This is a genomic window from Micromonospora sonchi (assembly GCF_014646235.1).
Lineage (GTDB): Bacteria > Actinomycetota > Actinomycetes > Mycobacteriales > Micromonosporaceae > Micromonospora > Micromonospora sonchi.
Map to the genome: position 1 here is coordinate 158074 of NZ_BMNB01000005.1, position 17057 is coordinate 175130.

Genomic DNA, 17057 nt, shown 5'->3' on the forward strand with positions numbered 1-17057 from the left:
TTAACAGGGGGCCCTTCCTTACACCGGTTCGCCGGTGATCAGGTAGACGACGTGCTCGCCGCTGTTCACCGCGTGGTCGGCGAACCGCTCGTAGAAGCGGCCGAGCAGGGTGGCGTCGATGGCCGTCTCCACCCCGTACGGCCAGTCCGCCCCGAGCAGCACCTCGAACAGGCCCCGGTGCAACTCGTCCATCGCGTCGTCGTCGCTGTCCAGCTCGGCGGCGAGGTCGGCGTCCGGGTTGGCCAGTACCGAGGCGATCTTCTCGGCCATCCGGTCGGCGATGGACGCCATGTCGGTGAAGGCCGGCCGCAGCTCCGCCGGAACGGCGGGCGACGGATGCCGGCGCAGTGCCGTCTTGGCCACGTGGTTGGCCAGGTCGCCCATCCGTTCCAGGTCGGCGGCGACGTGCAGCGCGGTGATCATGGCGCGTAGGTCGGACGCGACCGGTGCCTGCCGGGCGAGTACCTCGGAGACCCGCTCCTCCACCTGCCGGTAGAGCTCGTCGATTTCGACGTCCCCCTCGATCACCGCCTCGGCCGCCCGGCGGTCGGCGGTCAGCAGGGCCCGGGTGGCCTGCCGCAGCGCCGCCCGTACGCCTTCGGCCATCTCCACCAGCAGCTGGCTGACGGCCTGGAGTTCGGCCCGGAATTCGGCCCGGAACTCGTCGCGCATACCTCACGTCCTGTCGGTCGGTGCCGGCGGCTGCGCCGGCGGGCTGTCACGGGGGTTTCGCCGGCCAAGCTAGGGGCCGGGGAAGGACCGCAGATGAACGCCGGTGAACTACGCGGGACGGGGAAGTGAACTTTCCCGGAAGTGAGGGTGCTTCGTCCTGGTCTGCCCGGTAGCCCGGTGAACAATGACCCTACGATCGCCGGATGACGTGGGCAGTGACGGGTGGTGTGGCCGCGGCCCTGGTGGCCGGGGTGGTCGCCGGCCTGTGGCTGTCCCAGGTCATCCCGGCGGCACGCCGGCCGAGTGGCGATCCCAGGGGGATCGGACGGGCCGGTTTCCGGCTCGGTAAGGGGAGGCACACGATCGCCGAGGATGTACAGGGCGGGCTCGGCCGCCGCGCGATCGACTCGTTGCGGGCCGGAGTCGTGGTGCTCGACGCCGACGATGTGCCGGTGCTCGTCAACCCGGCGGCTCGGGCGATGGGACTGCTGCGCACCGGTGGTCGGCCTGGTTCGATCATTGCCCATCCGCTGGTGCGCACCCTGGCCGGCCAGGTGCGGCGCACCGGGGTGCGCCGCGAGATCCAGCTCGACCTGCCCCGGGGGCGCGACAGCGCCGGGGAGAACCCGCTCGGTGTGCACCTGCGGGCGATGGGGCTGGGCGGTGGGTTCATCGCGGTGGAGGCGGTCGACGTGACCGAGGCGCACCGGCTGGCCCGGGTCCGCCGCGACTTCGTGGCCAACGTCAGCCACGAGCTGAAGACACCGATCGGCGCGCTGCAACTGCTCGCCGAGGCGCTGCTCGACGCCACCGGGCCGACCGGCGAGGAGCGGCCGGAGCTCTCCGAGGACCTGGTAGCGGCGCGGCGCTTCGCCGAGCGGATCCAGCACGAGTCGACCCGGCTGGGACGGCTGGTGCAGGAGTTGCTGGAACTGACCCGGCTCCAGGGCGCCGAGCCGCAACCCGCCCCCGAGCCGGTCGCGGTGGACTGGGTGATCTCCGAGGTGGTGGACCGCACCCGGACCGCCGCCTCCGCACGGCGCATCGACGTGACGGTCGAAGCCGAGCGGGGACTGACCGTCTACGGCAGCGACAGCCAGCTGGCCACCGCGGTGGCTAACCTGGTGGAGAACGCCATCAACTACTCGGGGACCGAGACGACGGTACGCATCACCGCCCGCAGCACCGAGGAGCACGTCGAGATCGCCGTCACCGACCAGGGCATCGGCATCGCCCCCGGCGAGGTGGACCGGATCTTCGAGCGGTTCTACCGGGCCGACCAGGCCCGCTCCCGGGCGACCGGCGGCACCGGGCTCGGTCTGGCGATCGTCAAGCACATCGCCAGCAACCATGGCGGACGGGTGGAGGTGACGAGCACTCTTGGTGGTGGGTCGACGTTCACCCTCCGGCTGCCCGCTCGTCCTCCGGACGACCTGCTGGCGACACTGCCGTCGGGTGGGATCGAGGCCGGTCCGGCCGGGTCGTACCCGGTCTGAGCGCCGATGGGTCCGGCCGGGCTCCGCCCGGTCTGACACGGATGGATCCGCCCGGGCTCCGCCCGGTCTGACACTGGAAAGGAAAGCCGTTGAGCCGGGTTCTGGTGGTCGAGGACGAGGAGTCGTTCTCCGACGCCCTGTCGTACATGCTCCGTAAGGAGGGGTTCGAGGTGTCCGTGGCCGCCACGGGCACGTCAGCTCTCACCGAGTTCGACCGGACCGGTGCCGACATCGTCCTGCTCGACCTGATGCTGCCCGAAATGTCGGGCACCGAGGTGTGCCGGCAACTGCGGCAGCGCTCACACGTGCCGATCATCATGGTCACCGCACGGGACAGCGAGATCGACAAGGTGGTCGGTCTGGAGATCGGCGCCGACGACTACGTCACCAAGCCGTACTCGCCCCGGGAGCTGGTGGCCAGGATCCGCGCGGTGCTCCGCCGGCGGAGTGCCGAGGCGGCCGAGGCGGGAGGGCCGACACTGGCCGCCGGGCCCGTGCGGATGGACATCGAGCGGCACGTGGTGACCGTCGCCGGTGCCGCCGTGCAGCTGCCGCTCAAGGAGTTCGAACTGCTGGAGCTGCTGCTGCGCAACGCCGGCCGGGTGCTCACCCGTGGGCAGCTGATCGACCGGGTCTGGGGCGCGGACTACGTGGGCGACACCAAGACGCTCGACGTGCACGTCAAGCGCCTGCGCTCCAAGATCGAACCGGAACCGTCCACCCCGCGCCACCTGGTCACCGTGCGTGGCCTCGGCTACAAGTTCGAGCCCTGACCCGCAGGGAACGGACGGTAGCAACGGTGCTACCAGGATCACTGGGGTGCGGTCAGAGCGGGTCGGCGGGGTGGGGGGCGACCATGCCCTGCCGCAGCCGCGTGGCGCACAGCTCGGCCAGTCTGGCGTACGCGGCCTCGCCGACGAGCGCGGTCAGCTCCGGGGCGTACGACAGGTACATCGGTTCGGCGCCGACGTGCGCGTCCGTGGACGAGGTGCACCACCAGTCGAGGTCGTGCCCACCGGCGCCCCAGCCCCGCCGGTCGAACTCGGCCAGCGTGGAGACCAGCACCTTGGTGTTGTCGGGTCGCTTCACCCACTCCTGGTCCCGGCGGATCGGCAACTGCCAGCAGACGTCCGGCTTGTATTCCAGCGGATGCACCCCGTCGCGCAGTGCCTGGGCGTGCAGCGCGCAGCCGCCTCCGCCGGGGAAGTCCGCGTCGTTGAGGAAGACACAGGGGCCGTCGGAGTCCCGGGTGGCGGTACGACGGGCCGGGGTCTTGCCGTCCACCGTGTCGTTCTCGGTCCAGTTCTTGAAGCCACGCCGGAAGTCCTGCCAGGTCTCCGGCGTCAGTCGCTTCACCGCCGCCCGGACCCGCTTCTCGTCGTCGGAGTCGGTGAAGAACGCGCCGTGCGAACAGCAGCCGTCGGCGGCCCGCCCGGCGATGATGCCGTGGCAGCCCTGGCCGAAGACGCACGTCCAACGGGACAGCAGCCAGGTCAGGTCGGCCCGGATCACGTGCCGTTCGTCCGCCGGGTCGACGAATTCGATCCACTCCCGGGGGAAGTCCAGCGACACCTCCCGGCTGCGCGGGTCCGTCGAGTCGTCCACCAGCACGCGGAGTTCGGTCTGCCCTGTCACCCGGCCCAGCGTACGCGGGGTGCGCCGGGCAGGCCGGCGAGTGCCGTGAACGGTTGGCCTAGTGTTCTGCCCATGCGACTGGGTGTCCTCGACGTCGGCTCGAACACGGTGCATCTGCTGGTGGTCGACGCCCACCGGGGAGCCCACCCGTGGCCGGCGCACTCGGAGAAGGTCGTGCTGCGGCTCGCCGAGCAGATCGGTCCGGACGGCGCGCTCCGCGAGGCCGGCGCGGACGCCCTGGTCGAGGCGATCGGTGCGGCCCGTGCCTCGGCCACCGCCCTGGAGGTCGACGACCTGCTCGCCTTCGCCACCTCCGCGGTACGCGACGCCACCAACGCCGCCGAGGTGCTGGCCCGGGTCCGGGACGCCAGTGGCGTACGCCTGGAGGTGTTCTCCGGCGCGGACGAGGCGCGGATGACCTTCCTCGCGGTCCGGCGCTGGTTCGGCTGGTCGGCGGGTCGGCTACTGGTGCTCGACATCGGCGGCGGTTCGCTGGAGATCGCGGCGGGCATCGACGAGGACCCCGACGTCGCGGTGTCGCTGCCGCTCGGCGCCGGCCGGCTCACCCGCGACCGGCTCGGCGTCGATCCGCAGGACCCCAGCCCGCCCTCGACGGAGGCGGTGCGCGAGCTGTGTGAGTACGTCGACGCCCGGCTCGATCCGGTGGTGGAACAGATCACCGGGGTGGGCTGGGATCGCCCGGTGGCCACCTCCAAGACGTTCCGTACGCTGGCCCGGCTCGCCGGGGTGGCCCCCAGCGATGCCGGGCCCCGGGTCCGGCGCAAGCTGACCGCCTCGGGACTGCGGCAGGTGCTCGGCTTCATCCGCCACATTCCGCCGGCGCAGCTGGTCGAGCTGGAGGGGGTCGGCGTCGGTCGCGCCCACCAACTGCTGGCCGGTGCCGTCGTCGCCGAGGCGGTGATGCGCCGCCTCGGGGTCGACTCGGTGGACATCTGTCCGTGGGCGCTGCGTGAGGGTGTCATCCTCAGCCGGCTGGATCGGCTGGCGCCGGTGTGACGCCCTTCGTCTCCGTCGTCCGATTCGCCCGCTCTCGTCATGATGTCTCGATCGATGGCGGCTACCCTCGGTGGTGTGACTTCCCGCGTCCCGGTCCTCCTGTCCACCTCCTCGCTCTTCCCGGAGCGGACCGCGGCGGCGTTCCAGCTGGCCGCGGCCCTCGGTTACGACGGGCTCGAGGTGATGGTGTGGACCGACGCCGTCAGTCAGGACGCCGGTGCGCTGCGCGGGCTGGCCGACCACTACGACATGCCGGTGCTCTCCGTGCACGCGCCCTGCCTGCTGGTGACCCAGCGGGTCTGGAGCCCGGACCCGTGGGAGCGGCTGCGCCGCGCGGCCGCGCTGGCCGAGACGCTGGAGGCGCCCACCGTGGTGGTGCACCCGCCGTTCACCTGGCAGCGGGACTACGCGCGCAACTTCGCCGACGGGCTGGACAGGGTGGCCGACGAGTTCGGCGGGCTGCGGTTCGCGGTGGAGAACATGTACCCGGTGCGGATGGCCGGCCGGCAGTTCGTGCCGTACGTCCCCGGCTGGGACCCGACGGAGACCGGCTACCCCTCCTACACGCTGGACCTGTCGCACTGCGCCGCAGCGCACACGGACGCGCTGGCGATGGCCGACCGGATGGGCGACGGCCTGGCGCACGTGCACCTCGGCGACGGCACCGGTGAGGGGCGGGACGAGCACCTGGTGCCGGGCCGCGGCAGCCAGCCCTGCGCCGAGTTGCTGCGGTCGCTGGCCGGGCGGGGCTTCACCGGCTCGGTGGCGGTGGAGGTGACCACACGGGGCGCGAAGAGCCGGCAGGCGCGCGAGGCGGACCTGCGGGAGGCGTTGGCCTTCGCCCGCCAGCACCTCAACACTCCGTCCCCGATCGACGCCTGACCGCCGGGCGGCCGGGTCAGGGGACGGGCGCCAGCGGGTCGCTCTGCGTCGGGACGGCGGCCCGCTTGCGGGCCCGGTGGGCGGCCACATGTGAGCGGGTGGCGCAGCGCTCGGAGCAGAACCGCCGGCAGCAGTTGGACGAGGTGTCCAGGTAGACGTTGCCGCAGCGGTCATCCGCGCAGACCCCGAACCGGGCGCTGCCGTATTCGCAGAGCCAGACCGACAGTCCCCAGACCGCCCCGGCCAGGAACTCCGAACTCACCGAGGCGCCCCGGCTGGTGACGTGCATGTGCCAGTCGCTGGAATCGTGCCCCGAGATGCGGGGCTGCACCGGGAACGCCTCGAGCATCGAGTTCAGCTCGGCCACCGCCTGGCCGTCGCGGCCGGAGGTGCCGTATTCGAAGACGTCACGCAACCGCTTCTGTGCTCGTCGGAAGATGGCCAGATCCCGTTCCGCGACCTCGTCGCGCATCCATGCGTTCTCGTCGGGAAAGATGGCCCGCAGGTCGTCGAGGCCGTCCAGCCGGGTGTTGACGAGGTCAACCCCGGTCCGGGCGTACGCGTCGAAGTTCACGCCTTCAAAGGTAGACGACTCAAGCGGCGCGTGGCGCGTCGATGTAGTGCGGAAGGAACCGTGCGTAGCCATCGGTGATCAGGCTTCGGCTTTCCCGTAGCCCGGCGCCCGCCGACTCGCCGTCGACGATCCAGCTGCCCAGCACCAGGTGGCTGCCGGCGAACTCGGGCAACGCCCGGAACTCCTGGTAGCAGAATCCCTCGTCACCGTAGTCGCCCGGGTTGGTGATCTCGCCGTCGGCGGTGACGATGCGTACCGCGGCACCCTCTCGGCCGAGTAGCGGCTTGGCGACGTACTCCGACATCCCGCGCGGCGAGTCGAGGTACGCGGGCAGCAGCAGCTCGTGGTCGGGGTACAGCTCCCAGAGCACCGCCAGCAACGCCTTGTTGGACAGCAGCAGCTTCCAGGCCGGCTCGATCCAGGTGGTCGGCGTGCCGGGCGCCAGCGCCAGCGGCCCGTACGGCTCGGCCAGCATCCACTCCCAGGGGTAGAGCTTGAAGCAGGTGGTGATCGCGCGGTCGGTGGGGTCGACGAAACGCCGACCGTCCCAGCCGATCTCCTGGACCGGCAGCAGCTCCACCTCCAGCCCGGCCTGGCGGGCGGTCTCCGCCAGGTAGCCGGCGGTCATGTGGTCCTCGCCGGTCTCCTCCTCGTTCGACCAGACCACGTGCACCCGCCGGTCGTGCAGGCCGGTGCCGATCTTCGCCCAGGCGGCGACGAGCCGCTCGTGCAGGCTGTTCCACTGATCCAGTTCGGGTCGGGTGTGCTCCAGCCAGTACCACTGGATGATGCTCGCCTCGACCAGCGCGGTCGGGGTGTCCGCGTTGTACTCCAGCAGCTTCGGCGGCCAACTGCCGTCGTACCAGAGATCAAAACGACCGTAGAGGGTGGGTGGCGTCTCCCGCAGCGACCGGGCGACCGCCTCGGCCGCCCACCCGGGAATGCCGAACTCGGCGTACCGGTTGCGCGCCACCACGTGCGCGGCGGCGGCCACCGACATCCGGTGCAGCTCCTCGGTGGCCTCCTCCAGCCGCAGCACCTCATCCAGCTCGAAGGCGTACGCGGCCGTCTCGTCCCAGTACGACATCACCCCACCGTCGGGCAGTTCGGTGTCGACGTACACCAGACCCTGGGCGCGGATGGTGGCGTCCCAGTCCGGACGCGGGTCGACCGGCTCGCGGCGCACCGTCAGCCGCCGCAGGAGGCGAGGTGGGTGCCGAAGCCGCCCCGCTCGGGCACGGCCGCGGCGGACTCCGGGGCGACCCGGCCGGCCGACCCGGTCACGGGTGCCTGGATCCGCATGGCCAGGGCCACCGTGTCGCCCCCACCGGTGGGGCCGAGCGCGCAGTCGTCATCGTCGTCGTCCGAGGTCATGTTGCAGCCGGAGAGGGCGAGGGCCAGCGCGGTGAGCGCGCCGAGCTGCACGGAGGCCGAACGCAGCCGGCGGGGGTGTCGTTCCACGCCATGGTTTGTAGCCGATCGACGCCATGTGCGTAAGGGCGACCGCGGTGGACCCGCCTCGGGCACCGGGCGGGCGTTACGCTCGGCTCATGCTCCGTACCGTCATTCTCGCCGCCTCCCGGTCATCCCGGATGGAGCGGCTCGTCGAGACGGCTCCGTTCTCCCGGGACGTCGTGCGCCGGTTCGTCGCCGGCGCGCAGAGCACCGACGCGTTGCGCGTGACCCGCGAACTCGTCGAGGACGGTCTCGCCGTCACCCTGGACAACCTCGGCGAGGACACCGTCACCGGTGAGCAGGCCACCGCCACCCGGGACGAGTACGTGACGCTGCTGCGGATGCTCGCCCAGGCGGGCCTGACACCGGCCGCCGAGGTGAGCGTCAAACTGTCCGCGCTCGGCCAGGCCTTCGACGAGCAGCTCGCCTACGAGAACGCCCGGGCGATCTGCGCCGCGGCCGACGCCGCGGGGACCACGGTCACCCTGGACATGGAGGACCACACCACCACCGACTCGACCCTGGACATCCTGGCCAAGCTGCGCGAGGACTTCCCGTCGACGGGGGCGGTGCTGCAGGCGTACCTGCGGCGAACCGAGTCGGACTGCCGCGAGCTGGCCTCGGCCGGCTTCCGGGTGCGGCTGTGCAAGGGGGCGTACTCCGAACCGGAGTCGGTGGCCTACCAGGCGGCCCGCGAGGTGGACAAGTCCTACGTCCGCTGCCTGAACATCCTGATGTCCGGCGACGGCTACCCGATGCTGGCCACCCACGACCCCCGCCTGATCGCCATCGGCGAGGACCGGGCGCGCTGGTTCGATCGCGGCACCGACCGCTTCGAGTTCCAGATGCTCTACGGCATCCGGCCGGAGGAGCAGGCCCGCCTGGTCGGCGAGGGCTACACCGTGCGCACCTACGTCCCGTACGGCGACGACTGGTACGGCTATCTGATGCGCCGCCTCGCCGAGCGCCCCGCCAACCTCGCTTTCTTCGCCCGCGCGGTGGCCTCCCGGAAGTAGCCCGGCGTCGCACCGGGAACGACTGACGGTAATCGCTTGACTCGCTTAGCTAATGCCATTAGCCTCCTGGCTATGACGAATAGCTTTGTTGAGCGCGACGGTGGCCGGATCGCGTACGAGGTGCACGGGCAGGGGCCGCTGGTGGTCCTCTCGCACGGCATGGGAGAGAACCGCCACTCCTACCGGCACCTCATTCCGCTGCTGGTCGCGGCGGGCTACCGGGTGGCCTCGGTCGATGTCCGGGGGCACGGCGACTCCAGCGCCGGATGGCCGACGTACGCCCCGGCCGAGGTGGGCGGCGACCTGCTGGCGGTGGTCCGCGATCTGGATGGCGGGCCAGCCACCCTGGTCGGCAACTCGTCCAGTGCCGCGGCGGTGGTCTTCGCCGCCACCGACGCGCCGGAGCTGGTCACCGGCATCGTGCTGGTCGGCGCGTTCGTGGCACAGCCGAAGCTCAACCCGTTCATGCGTCTCGCCGTGGCGGCAGTGGTCCGCAGTCCGCGACTGTTCGGGATGTTCCACCGCACCCTCTTCCCGGTGCACCGGCCGGCCGACGACGCGGCGTACCGCAGGGAGTTGGTGGCCGCGCTCCGGCGGCCGGGCCGGATGGTGCCGGTGCGGGGCGTGATCGCTCCGACCGAGCCGCACTGGACCGCGCGGGCCCCGCAGGTACGGCAGCCGGTGTTGGTCCTGATGGGCACGAAGGACCCGGACTTCCCCGACCCGGCGGCCGAGGCCCGGGCCGCCCGGCGGCTCTTCCAGGTCGCCGAGGCGCGGATGCTCACCGACGCCGGGCACTACCCGCACGCCGACCGGCCGGAGGCGATGACGGCCGAGCTGGTCGACTTCCTGGCGGTGACCGACCGTGGCTAGGGCCGGGCTCAATCCGCAGGTCGTGGTGCGCGCGGCGGCTCAACTCGCCGACGAGGTCGGGTACGAGAAACTGACCCTGGCCGCCCTGGCCAGCCGGCTCGGCGTCGCGTTGCCCAGCCTCTACAAGCACGTCAGGGGTGCCGACGCGCTCGCGCAGAAGCTCTCCGCGCTGGCCATTGCCGAGTTGGCCGACGAGATGATGACCGCTGCCGCCGGTCGCAGCGGCGGGGACGCGCTGCGCGCCGTGGCCGTCGCCTACCGGTCGTACGCCAGGCGGCATCCCGGCCGTTACCCGGCCTCCCAGCGAGTGCCGGACCCGGCCGATCCGGAGCACCTGGCCGCGGGAGAGCGTGCGGTGGGCATCGCCTACGCCATGCTCCAGGGGTACGGGATCGACGGTGACGCCGCCGTGGACGCGGCCCGGATGTTCCGCGCCGCCGTGCACGGTTTCGTCGCGCTGGAGGCGACCGGTGGCTTCGGCCTGCCCCGCGAGGTCGACCGTTCCTTCGCGCAGTTGATCGCCGCCCTCGACGTCGCCTTCCGCTCCTGGCCGTCGGCCGTCGCGGGATGATCGGCCCGATCGTGATCTCGCCAGCTGGGGCCCGACCGTCCTCAGTGGTGTGTGGCTCGTACGCTTCGGGGCGTGAATCACGGGAAACCCGAGGCCGGCGATGCTTTGCCGGAGACTGTCGCGTCGAGTGCGGAGCCGGTAGCGCCCAGTGCGGAGCCTGCCGCGCCTGAACTGCTGGCCGCCGCGCCCGAACCGGCGACCGCTCCGGCGCGGCGGCGCTGGTGGCGGTGGGCGCTGCCGGTCACGGCCGTGCTGCTGCTGGCCGGCGCCGTGCCGGTGGCGTTGGTGGCGATCGGCGACGCCGATGTCGAGACGCCGGCCGAGGCCGTGGCGCCGACCGAGAACCCGACCACCCTCGCCGCCCGGCAGGTCGCCGAGCGGATCAACGCGCAGCTGGATCGGCAGTCCGCGGCGCTGCTCGCCGGCGACCGGGCCGGCTTCCTGGCGATCGCGGATCGCAAGGTCCACAGTGACCTGCGGCGTCGGTTCGCCGGGCTTCGGGAACTGCGGGTGACCCGCTGGGAGGGCCGCCCGAACGGCCTGCCCACGCCGGCCGGCAACGCCGGTGAGTGGCGGTTGTCGGTGGAGTTCCGGTACTGCTTCGTGGAGCCGGACTGCCGGCCCAGCCCGTTGCTGGTCAACACCTTGTGGCGGGACGGGACGGAACCCCGGCTGATCGAACTGGAGAAGTCGACGTCCACCCCGCAGGTGGGCGGTCGGGTCCGAGCGCAGGCCGGCACCCTGCCCTGGGAGGTCAGCAAGCTGGCGGTCGTGGTGGGCAAGCGCACGATCGTGGGCACCACACCGGCGTACCGCGACCGGCTGCCGGGCCTGTTGAAGCGGGCCGAGGCGGCGGCCAAGGTGGCCGACGGGTACGTCGTGGACGGCGCGGTGCCCGAGCGGTACCGGATCTTCTACGCCGGCCCGAAGGAGTGGAAGCGCTGGTACGGCGGAGATCAGCCGGAGTGGGGCGCCGGCTACGCCGTCAACGTCGGCGGCGGTCATCACGACGTGGTACTCGGGCCGGACAGCTTCAACGACAGCGCCTATCTCGACGTGATGCTCCGGCACGAGCTCGCGCACGCCGCCTCGTTGCCGGAGAACGACTACTGGGACGATTCGGCCTGGTGGTTGATCGAAGGGCTGGCCGAGCACGCAGGGGCCGACGGTGCGTCGGTCGCCCGGTACGACGGGCTGATTCCCACCCGGAAGTTCGTCAAGGGCGACTGGACCGGCAAACTGGACAAACTGCTGCCCGCCGAGGACGCCTCGACCGAGGAGGCGATCGGCAGCTACGGCGTCGCGTACCTCGCCTTCCGGTACCTCCTGGACCGCTTCGGTGAGGAGAAGGTGCTCGCCTTCGTCAAGGTGGTGGTGCACGACCTACGGGTGCCGAGGCAGGTTTCCGAGGAGATTTTCGGCAAGCCCTGGAGCAAGCTGCAGGCCGACTGCGCCAAGTACATCCGCCGCGCCGTCAACTGAGGGCGTGCAGCGGTCGGATCGACGCCGGCTCGTAGCATGGGCCGAGTGCGCCGCCTCGACCCGCCACGGCCGGCCGCCGCCATGCGGCCCCGCCTGCTCACCGCCCTGTTCGCCGTCGCCGTCCTGACCCTCACCAGCGCCGCCTCCTGTGGTGCCGACGAGCCGTCGATCGCGCTCGCCTCGGCCACGCTGGCCCCGGTGACGGAGGAGATCGACGCCCCGGCCACGGTCACCGCCCGGGCGGCGGCGACCCTCACCGCGCCCGCCGACGGGACGCTGGCCAGCCTGCGGGTCGAGCCGGGCCAGCGGGTCAGACGCGGCCAGGTGCTCGCGGTGGTCAACTCGCCGTCGGCGCGGGAGCGGCTCCGCCAGGCCCGTGCGGCGTTGAGCGCGGCGAAGCGGGCCGGCGGTGGTGGTGGGGGCGACCTCGCCGGCTCACTGGCCGGCACCGATCGGGCCGCGGCCGAGGCGCACTCGGCCGCCCGCACCGCCGCCAAGAAGATCAGCGACCCGGAGCTGCGGAAGGCGCTGCTCGCGCAGGTCGAGTCCGCCCGGCGACAGTACGCCGCCGCCGCGCGGGCCGCCGACCGCGCGGTACGCGAGGTGCAGCGTGGCGTCCGCAACCTCAACTCCGCTGTCGGCGCGCTCGCCACCGCCCAACGACTCCAGGCCCAGCAGGCGTACGACCTGGCCAAGGCGACCGTCGACGCGCTGACGCTGCGCGCCCCGATCGCCGGGGTGGTGCAGCCGGGTGGTGTGAGCACCGCCGGCTCGGCGAGTGCGCTCGCCGGGCTGCTCGAGGCACCGGGTGGACTCCCGGCCGGGCTCGACCCGGCGGTGCTCGGCGGCGCACCGGCCGGGCCGCCGCCGGGCGTGGACACCGCCGTCCCGGTCGGCGGCCGGGTCACCGCCGGAACCCCGGTGCTGACCGTGGTGGACACCGGCGAGCTGGGCCTGTTGGCCGAGGTCGACGAGACCGACGTGCTGCTGGTCCGGGCCGGCCTCACCGGCACGGTGGAACTGGACGCGGTGCCCGGTGCGACCTACGCGGCCAGGGTCCGCTCGATCGACGTGCTGCCCAGCACGTCGGCGCGGGGTGGGGTCAGCTACCGCGTCCGGCTGGCGCTCGGCGCCGGCCGGTTCGGCGAGGCGGAACCGGCACCGATCCCACGGCCCGGCATGAACGCCGTGCTGCGGCTGCGGGTCCGGGAAGCGGCGGAGGCGGTCACCGTGCCCGCGTCGGCGGTCTTCTCGATGGACGGGAGGGACGCGGTCTGGCTGGTCCGGGACGGCCGGGCTGACCGGGCGGTGGTCACCGTCGGCGTGCAGGGTCAGGATCTGGTGCAGATCGTGGACGGTGTGCAGCCGGGGGACCGGGTGGTGGTCCGCGGCGCCGACCAGGTGAGCGACGGCCAGGAGGTCGGGTGAGTCGGGATCCGCGACCGGCGGATCGCGGTGGCCGGGCGGGCGCGGTGCCCGCCATCGAGGCGGTCGACGTGTCCCGGACGTACCAGCTGGACGGGGTCTCGGTGCCGGCACTGCGGGGGGTGACGCTGACCGTCCCGGCCGGCGACTACGTGGCACTGATCGGACCCTCCGGGTCGGGCAAGTCCACTCTCATGCACCTGCTCGGCGGGCTCGACCGGCCGACGGCCGGCCGGTTGGTGATCGACGGGCGGGTGGTGGGCGGGCTGTCCGCGCCCGAACTGGCCCGGCTGCGCAACCAGACCATCGGCTTCGTCTTCCAGGCGTTCCACCTGCTGCCGCGCACCTCGGCGGTGGAGAACGTGGCGCTGCCGCTGGTGTACCGGGGCGTGGGTGCCCGGGAGCGGCGCGAGCGCGCCGCCGCGATGCTCGGGCGGGTCGGCCTGGGCCACCGGCTGGACCACCGGCCGAACCAGCTCTCCGGCGGCGAGCAGCAGCGGGTGGCGATCGCCCGCGCCCTGGTCACCGACCCGACCGTGCTGCTCGCCGACGAGCCGACCGGTAACCTGGACAGCACCACCGGCGCGGCCGTGCTCGAACTGCTGGAACAGCTCAACACCGAGTCGGGGGTGGCGCTGGTGATGGTCACCCACGACGCGGAGGTGGCCGCCCGCGCCCGCCGGCGGATCGCGATGCGGGACGGCGTGATCGTCGCCGACAGCGATGCCGGTCCGGCCACCGGCGGCGCTGGCCCGGGTGGCGGACCCGCCGAGGGTGGGGCCGGCTCGTGAGGCTGGCCGAGGCGTGGCGGGTGGCGTCGGACGCGCTGCGCGCCAACCGGATGCGCAGCCTGCTGACCATGCTCGGAGTGATCATCGGGGTCGCCTCGGTGGTGTTGCTGGTGGCCATCGGCACCGGCACCAAGCAGACGGTCGAGCAGCAGGTCGAGGGGCTCGGCTCCAACCTGCTGCTGGTCGTGCCGGGGCGGCTCGACGTGGGTTCCGCGCCGGCGGTCTCCCCGCTGACCCTGCAGGACGTGGACGCCGTCGGCCGGGTGGTCGGCGATCCCGGCCGGGTCGCGGTGACGGTCGCCTCCGGCGCGACCGTACGCGCCGGCACCCGGCAGGACTTCACCACCGTGCAGGGGGTGCTGGAGACCACCCCGGCGGTCTTCGCCCGGGACGTGGCCCGGGGCCGCTACCTGAGCCGGTCCGATGTGGACACCGGACGGCGGGTCGCGATCCTCGGCGACTCGGTCGCCCGGATCCTGTTTCCGGACCGGGAGGCGGTGGGCCAGCAGATCAACGTCGCGGGGGTCCGGTTCCGGGTGATCGGCGTCTTCGCGCCGCTGGGGCAGAGCCTCGGCGTCGACCGGGACGACGAGGTGCACATACCGGTGACCGCGGCACAGCGGTTGTACGGCACCCAGCGGGTGGACGCGATCGCGGTGAAGGCACCGGACCGGGAACGCATCGACGAACTGGGCGAGCGGATCGTGGCGGAGTTGAACGGCCGACATCCCGGCACCGAGTTCAGCGCGGTCACCCAGGAGCAGATTCTTGGCGTGCTCGGTGACATCCTCGGCATCCTGACCGGCGTACTGGCCGCCATCGCGGGCATCTCGCTGCTGGTCGGTGGCGTCGGCGTCTCCAACATCATGCTCGTTTCGGTCCGGGAACGGACCAGGGAGATCGGGTTACGCAAGGCCGTCGGCGCCCGTCCCCGCGACATCGGCGTCCAGTTCCTGCTGGAAGCGGTGCTGCTGACCGCGATCGGTGGGCTGACCGGGATGGCCCTCGGCGTGGGCGGTGCGCTGCTGGTGGCCGCAGTCTCGCCCATTCCGGCGGCGGTGACCTGGTGGTCGTTGGCGCTGGCCTTCAGCGTGTCGGCGGCGGTGGGGATCGTCTTCGGGGTGGTGCCCGCGCAACGGGCCGCCCGGCTCGACCCGGTGGTCGCCTTGCGCGCCGAGTGATCGTGGCCGAAGATGATCGCTGTTGACGAACCGGGTGCGAGCCACCCGACCAGGGGTTTTTCGCGAGTTGCCGGGATCGGGGTCATGATCAGTTGCAGGAAGGGATCGCGCCGGTCACAGCGGCCCCGCTACCGTACTGGTAACACGCGCGTCGCCGGCCGTGCGGGAGGACCTGTGGGGCGGCACGCGCCGGGCATGGGATTGGTCGGGTGAGCCATGGCCGGGTCGCAGTCCGACGGTCGGCTGTCGGATGTCAAGTTCCTCACCGTCGCGGAGGTGGCGACGGTCATGCGGGTCTCCAAGATGACGGTCTACCGTCTCGTGCACAGCGGTGAGTTGACCGCCGTGCGCGTCGGCAGGTCGTTCCGGGTGCCCGAGCACGCGGTGCACGAGTATCTCCGCGGTGCCTTCCAGGAGACCGCCTGACGGCGGGCGGATCCGGCCCGACAGGCCCGGTGAACGGGCATCGACCGGGGGCGCGTTGGTCCCGCCGTCGCGGCCCCGCTACGCTGGACTGGCGATCGTGACCGCTGGTGCGCCCCGTCGCCCACCCCGCCGGTCCGATCCGTTTGTCCGCAAGCGGTCGCCGACGCCACTGTTCACGGCGTCTTCCGATCGCGCCGCACGTTGCATCGAAAGGCTGTCGTATGGGCTCGGTGGTCAAGAAGCGCCGCAAGCGCATGGCTAAGAAGAAGCACCGCAAGCTGCTGCGCAAGACCCGCGTCCAGCGTCGCCGTCTCGGCAAGTGACGGAGGCCGGGCTGCGGCCCGGCCCCTCCGTGACTTGCCAACTGTCGACCCTCGGAGGCACAGGTGATCAGGCCGTGGCTGTCCCGGCTCGGTCTCAGCTGCCGGGGTAGGTGCGAGACGTGACCCCCGGTGGCTCGGTGAGCCCTCCGGGGGTCGTCGTCGTGACCGGGGTCAGCCGTTACCTCGGCGCGCACGTCGCCGCCCGGCTGGCCGCCGACCCCCGGATCGACCGGGTCATCGGCGTCGACGTGCCGGAGCTGGCGCCCGAGGTCGGCGGCTTGCTCGACCGGGTCGAGCGGGTCCGCGTCGACGCCGGCGCGGTCGGCGGGCTCCTCGCCGACCTCGACGTCGACACCGTGGTGCACCTGGCCCTGGCCAGCGCCCCCGATCCACAGCACGGCGACCGGGCGGCGATGAAGGAACAGAACGTCATCGGCACCATGCAGCTGCTCGCCGCCTGTCAACGGGCACCCCGGCTTCGCAAGCTGGTGGTCCGCTCCTCGACGGCGGCGTACGGTGCCTCGTTCCGGGACCCGGCTGTCTTCACCGAGGAGACCGAGCCGCGGGAGGTGCCGCGCGGCGGCTTCGGCCGGGACATCCTCGACATCGAGGGGTACGTCCGCGGTTTCCGCCGCCGGCGTCCCGACGTGACCGCCACCGTGCTGCGCTTCGCACCGTTCATCGGCTCGACGGCCGACACCACGCTGACCAGGTATTTCTCCCTGCCCGTGGTGCCCACCATCTTCGGTCGGGACGCCCGGTTGCAGTTCCTGCACTTCGATGACGCGTTGGAGGTGCTGCACCGGTCGGTCGTCGAGGACCACTCCGGCACGTACAACGTCGCGGGGCCCGGGGTGCTCGCCCTGTCCCAGGCGATCCGGCGTGCCGGCCGGGTCGCCGTCCCGGTGCTGGAGCCGGGCCTGTCCGGCGCCGTCGCTCTCGCCCGGGCCATGGGCTACGGCCGCTACGGGCTCGACCAGGTCGACCTCTTCGTGCACGGACGGGTGGTGGACATCTCCCGACTGGAACGGGAGTACGCCTTCACCCCCCGCTCGACCGCCGCCGCGTTCGACGACTTCATCCGGGCCCACCACGGCCGTGCCCTGCTGACCCGGGACCGTCTGGCCGCCGCCGAGCAGTTGGTGCTCGACGGGATCCGGCAGGTCCGCGCCGCCGCCCGGGAGCGGTCGTGACCGGGCCCGGGGAGCAGCGTGACGGGACGCGCCGCGACGGCGGGT

At 72.4% G+C, this 17057-nt stretch carries 19 protein-coding genes; 14 read left to right on the plus strand and 5 right to left on the minus strand.

Annotation, left to right across the window (positions count from 1 at the left end; translation table 11 throughout):
• Window positions 1-18 precede the first annotated feature (18 nt).
• Window positions 19-672, minus strand: a complete 654-nt coding sequence (gene phoU, locus IEY61_RS07615) for a phosphate signaling complex protein PhoU (protein WP_189041926.1) — start codon at window positions 670-672, stop codon at window positions 19-21.
• 203 nt (window positions 673-875) lie between these two features.
• Here phoU and IEY61_RS07620 point away from each other — a divergent pair, with 203 nt between their 5' ends.
• Both IEY61_RS07620 and IEY61_RS07625 read left to right on the plus strand, forming a co-directional pair.
• Entirely contained in the window at window positions 876-2168 is a 1293-nt protein-coding gene (locus tag IEY61_RS07620) for an ATP-binding protein (protein WP_189041927.1), read from the plus strand.
• A gap of 89 nt (window positions 2169-2257) precedes the next feature.
• The gene (locus IEY61_RS07625; RefSeq protein WP_189041928.1) at window positions 2258-2941 is read left to right on the plus strand and encodes a response regulator transcription factor; all 684 of its coding nucleotides are present in this window, start codon (window positions 2258-2260) and stop codon (window positions 2939-2941) included.
• A gap of 52 nt (window positions 2942-2993) precedes the next feature.
• Here the strand turns inward: IEY61_RS07625 and IEY61_RS07630 are convergent, their stop codons facing one another.
• Window positions 2994-3803 carry a DUF3109 family protein gene (locus IEY61_RS07630; protein ID WP_189041929.1) on the minus strand — a complete coding sequence of 270 codons (810 nt, stop codon included), beginning with the start codon at window positions 3801-3803 and terminating at the stop codon, window positions 2994-2996.
• Window positions 3804-3875: 72 nt separating this feature from the next.
• On the opposite strand from IEY61_RS07630, the gene IEY61_RS07635 reads away from it, so the two are divergent.
• Window positions 3876-4820 (plus strand): Ppx/GppA phosphatase family protein, encoded by a 945-nt coding sequence (locus IEY61_RS07635; RefSeq protein WP_189041930.1) that lies wholly within the window; start codon window positions 3876-3878, stop codon window positions 4818-4820.
• A gap of 75 nt (window positions 4821-4895) precedes the next feature.
• Window positions 4896-5702: a sugar phosphate isomerase/epimerase family protein gene (locus IEY61_RS07640; protein ID WP_189041931.1), complete on the plus strand. Its 807-nt coding sequence runs from the start codon at window positions 4896-4898 to the stop codon at window positions 5700-5702.
• A gap of 16 nt (window positions 5703-5718) precedes the next feature.
• On the opposite strand, the gene IEY61_RS07645 is transcribed toward IEY61_RS07640, so the two are convergent.
• Genes IEY61_RS07645 through IEY61_RS07655 form a run of 3 tightly spaced genes read right to left on the minus strand, consistent with a single transcriptional unit; the run spans window position 5719 to window position 7737 of the window.
• A complete protein-coding gene (locus IEY61_RS07645; RefSeq protein WP_189041932.1) occupies window positions 5719-6276 on the minus strand; it encodes a CGNR zinc finger domain-containing protein in 558 nt (185 codons plus the stop codon).
• A 19-nt stretch (window positions 6277-6295) separates the two neighbouring features.
• On the minus strand, window positions 6296-7462 hold the full coding sequence (locus IEY61_RS07650) for a glutathionylspermidine synthase family protein (RefSeq protein ID WP_189041935.1): 1167 nt from the start codon (window positions 7460-7462) through the stop codon (window positions 6296-6298).
• A 2-nt stretch (window positions 7463-7464) separates the two neighbouring features.
• Complete coding sequence (locus IEY61_RS07655; RefSeq protein WP_229705751.1) at window positions 7465-7737, minus strand: hypothetical protein; 273 nt, start codon at window positions 7735-7737, stop codon at window positions 7465-7467.
• Window positions 7738-7826: 89 nt separating this feature from the next.
• On the opposite strand from IEY61_RS07655, the gene IEY61_RS07660 reads away from it, so the two are divergent.
• The 10 genes from IEY61_RS07660 (at window position 7827) to IEY61_RS07705 (ending at window position 17012) form a co-directional block, all read left to right on the plus strand.
• Window positions 7827-8747, plus strand: coding sequence for a proline dehydrogenase family protein (locus tag IEY61_RS07660; RefSeq protein WP_189041937.1), 921 nt, complete (start codon window positions 7827-7829; stop codon window positions 8745-8747).
• Between the two features lie 72 nt (window positions 8748-8819).
• Window positions 8820-9620 carry an alpha/beta fold hydrolase gene (locus IEY61_RS07665; protein ID WP_189041939.1) on the plus strand — a complete coding sequence of 267 codons (801 nt, stop codon included), beginning with the start codon at window positions 8820-8822 and terminating at the stop codon, window positions 9618-9620.
• Window positions 9613-10191, plus strand: coding sequence for a TetR/AcrR family transcriptional regulator (locus IEY61_RS07670; protein ID WP_189041941.1), 579 nt, complete (start codon window positions 9613-9615; stop codon window positions 10189-10191). The genes IEY61_RS07665 and IEY61_RS07670 overlap by 8 nt, the downstream gene beginning before the upstream one ends.
• A gap of 72 nt (window positions 10192-10263) precedes the next feature.
• Window positions 10264-11673, plus strand: a complete 1410-nt coding sequence (locus IEY61_RS07675; protein ID WP_229705752.1) for a hypothetical protein — start codon at window positions 10264-10266, stop codon at window positions 11671-11673.
• 36 nt (window positions 11674-11709) lie between these two features.
• Complete coding sequence (locus IEY61_RS07680; RefSeq protein ID WP_189041943.1) at window positions 11710-13101, plus strand: efflux RND transporter periplasmic adaptor subunit; 1392 nt, start codon at window positions 11710-11712, stop codon at window positions 13099-13101.
• Window positions 13102-13145: 44 nt separating this feature from the next.
• Complete coding sequence (locus IEY61_RS07685) at window positions 13146-13889, plus strand: ABC transporter ATP-binding protein (RefSeq protein ID WP_189042088.1); 744 nt, start codon at window positions 13146-13148, stop codon at window positions 13887-13889.
• Entirely contained in the window at window positions 13886-15070 is a 1185-nt protein-coding gene (locus IEY61_RS07690; protein WP_189041945.1) for an ABC transporter permease, read from the plus strand. Before IEY61_RS07685 ends, IEY61_RS07690 begins: the two co-directional genes overlap by 4 nt.
• A gap of 216 nt (window positions 15071-15286) precedes the next feature.
• Window positions 15287-15496, plus strand: coding sequence for a helix-turn-helix domain-containing protein (locus IEY61_RS07695; RefSeq protein WP_091079691.1), 210 nt, complete (start codon window positions 15287-15289; stop codon window positions 15494-15496).
• 221 nt (window positions 15497-15717) lie between these two features.
• Complete coding sequence (locus tag IEY61_RS07700) at window positions 15718-15819, plus strand: 30S ribosomal protein bS22 (RefSeq protein ID WP_007465623.1); 102 nt, start codon at window positions 15718-15720, stop codon at window positions 15817-15819.
• A 119-nt stretch (window positions 15820-15938) separates the two neighbouring features.
• Window positions 15939-17012, plus strand: coding sequence for an NAD-dependent epimerase/dehydratase family protein (locus IEY61_RS07705; protein ID WP_189041947.1), 1074 nt, complete (start codon window positions 15939-15941; stop codon window positions 17010-17012).
• The last annotated feature ends 45 nt before the right edge of the window (window positions 17013-17057 follow it).

Coding starts and splice junctions, on each gene's coding strand:
- phoU (WP_189041926.1), bottom strand. CDS start 672: ATGCGCGACGAGTTCCGGGCCGAATTCCGGGCCGAACTCCAGGCCGTC.
- IEY61_RS07620 (WP_189041927.1), top strand. CDS start 876: ATGACGTGGGCAGTGACGGGTGGTGTGGCCGCGGCCCTGGTGGCCGGG.
- IEY61_RS07635 (WP_189041930.1), top strand. CDS start 3,876: ATGCGACTGGGTGTCCTCGACGTCGGCTCGAACACGGTGCATCTGCTG.
- IEY61_RS07660 (WP_189041937.1), top strand. CDS start 7,827: ATGCTCCGTACCGTCATTCTCGCCGCCTCCCGGTCATCCCGGATGGAG.
- IEY61_RS07665 (WP_189041939.1), top strand. CDS start 8,820: ATGACGAATAGCTTTGTTGAGCGCGACGGTGGCCGGATCGCGTACGAG.
- IEY61_RS07680 (WP_189041943.1), top strand. CDS start 11,710: ATGGGCCGAGTGCGCCGCCTCGACCCGCCACGGCCGGCCGCCGCCATG.
- IEY61_RS07695 (WP_091079691.1), top strand. CDS start 15,287: ATGGCCGGGTCGCAGTCCGACGGTCGGCTGTCGGATGTCAAGTTCCTC.
- IEY61_RS07700 (WP_007465623.1), top strand. CDS start 15,718: ATGGGCTCGGTGGTCAAGAAGCGCCGCAAGCGCATGGCTAAGAAGAAG.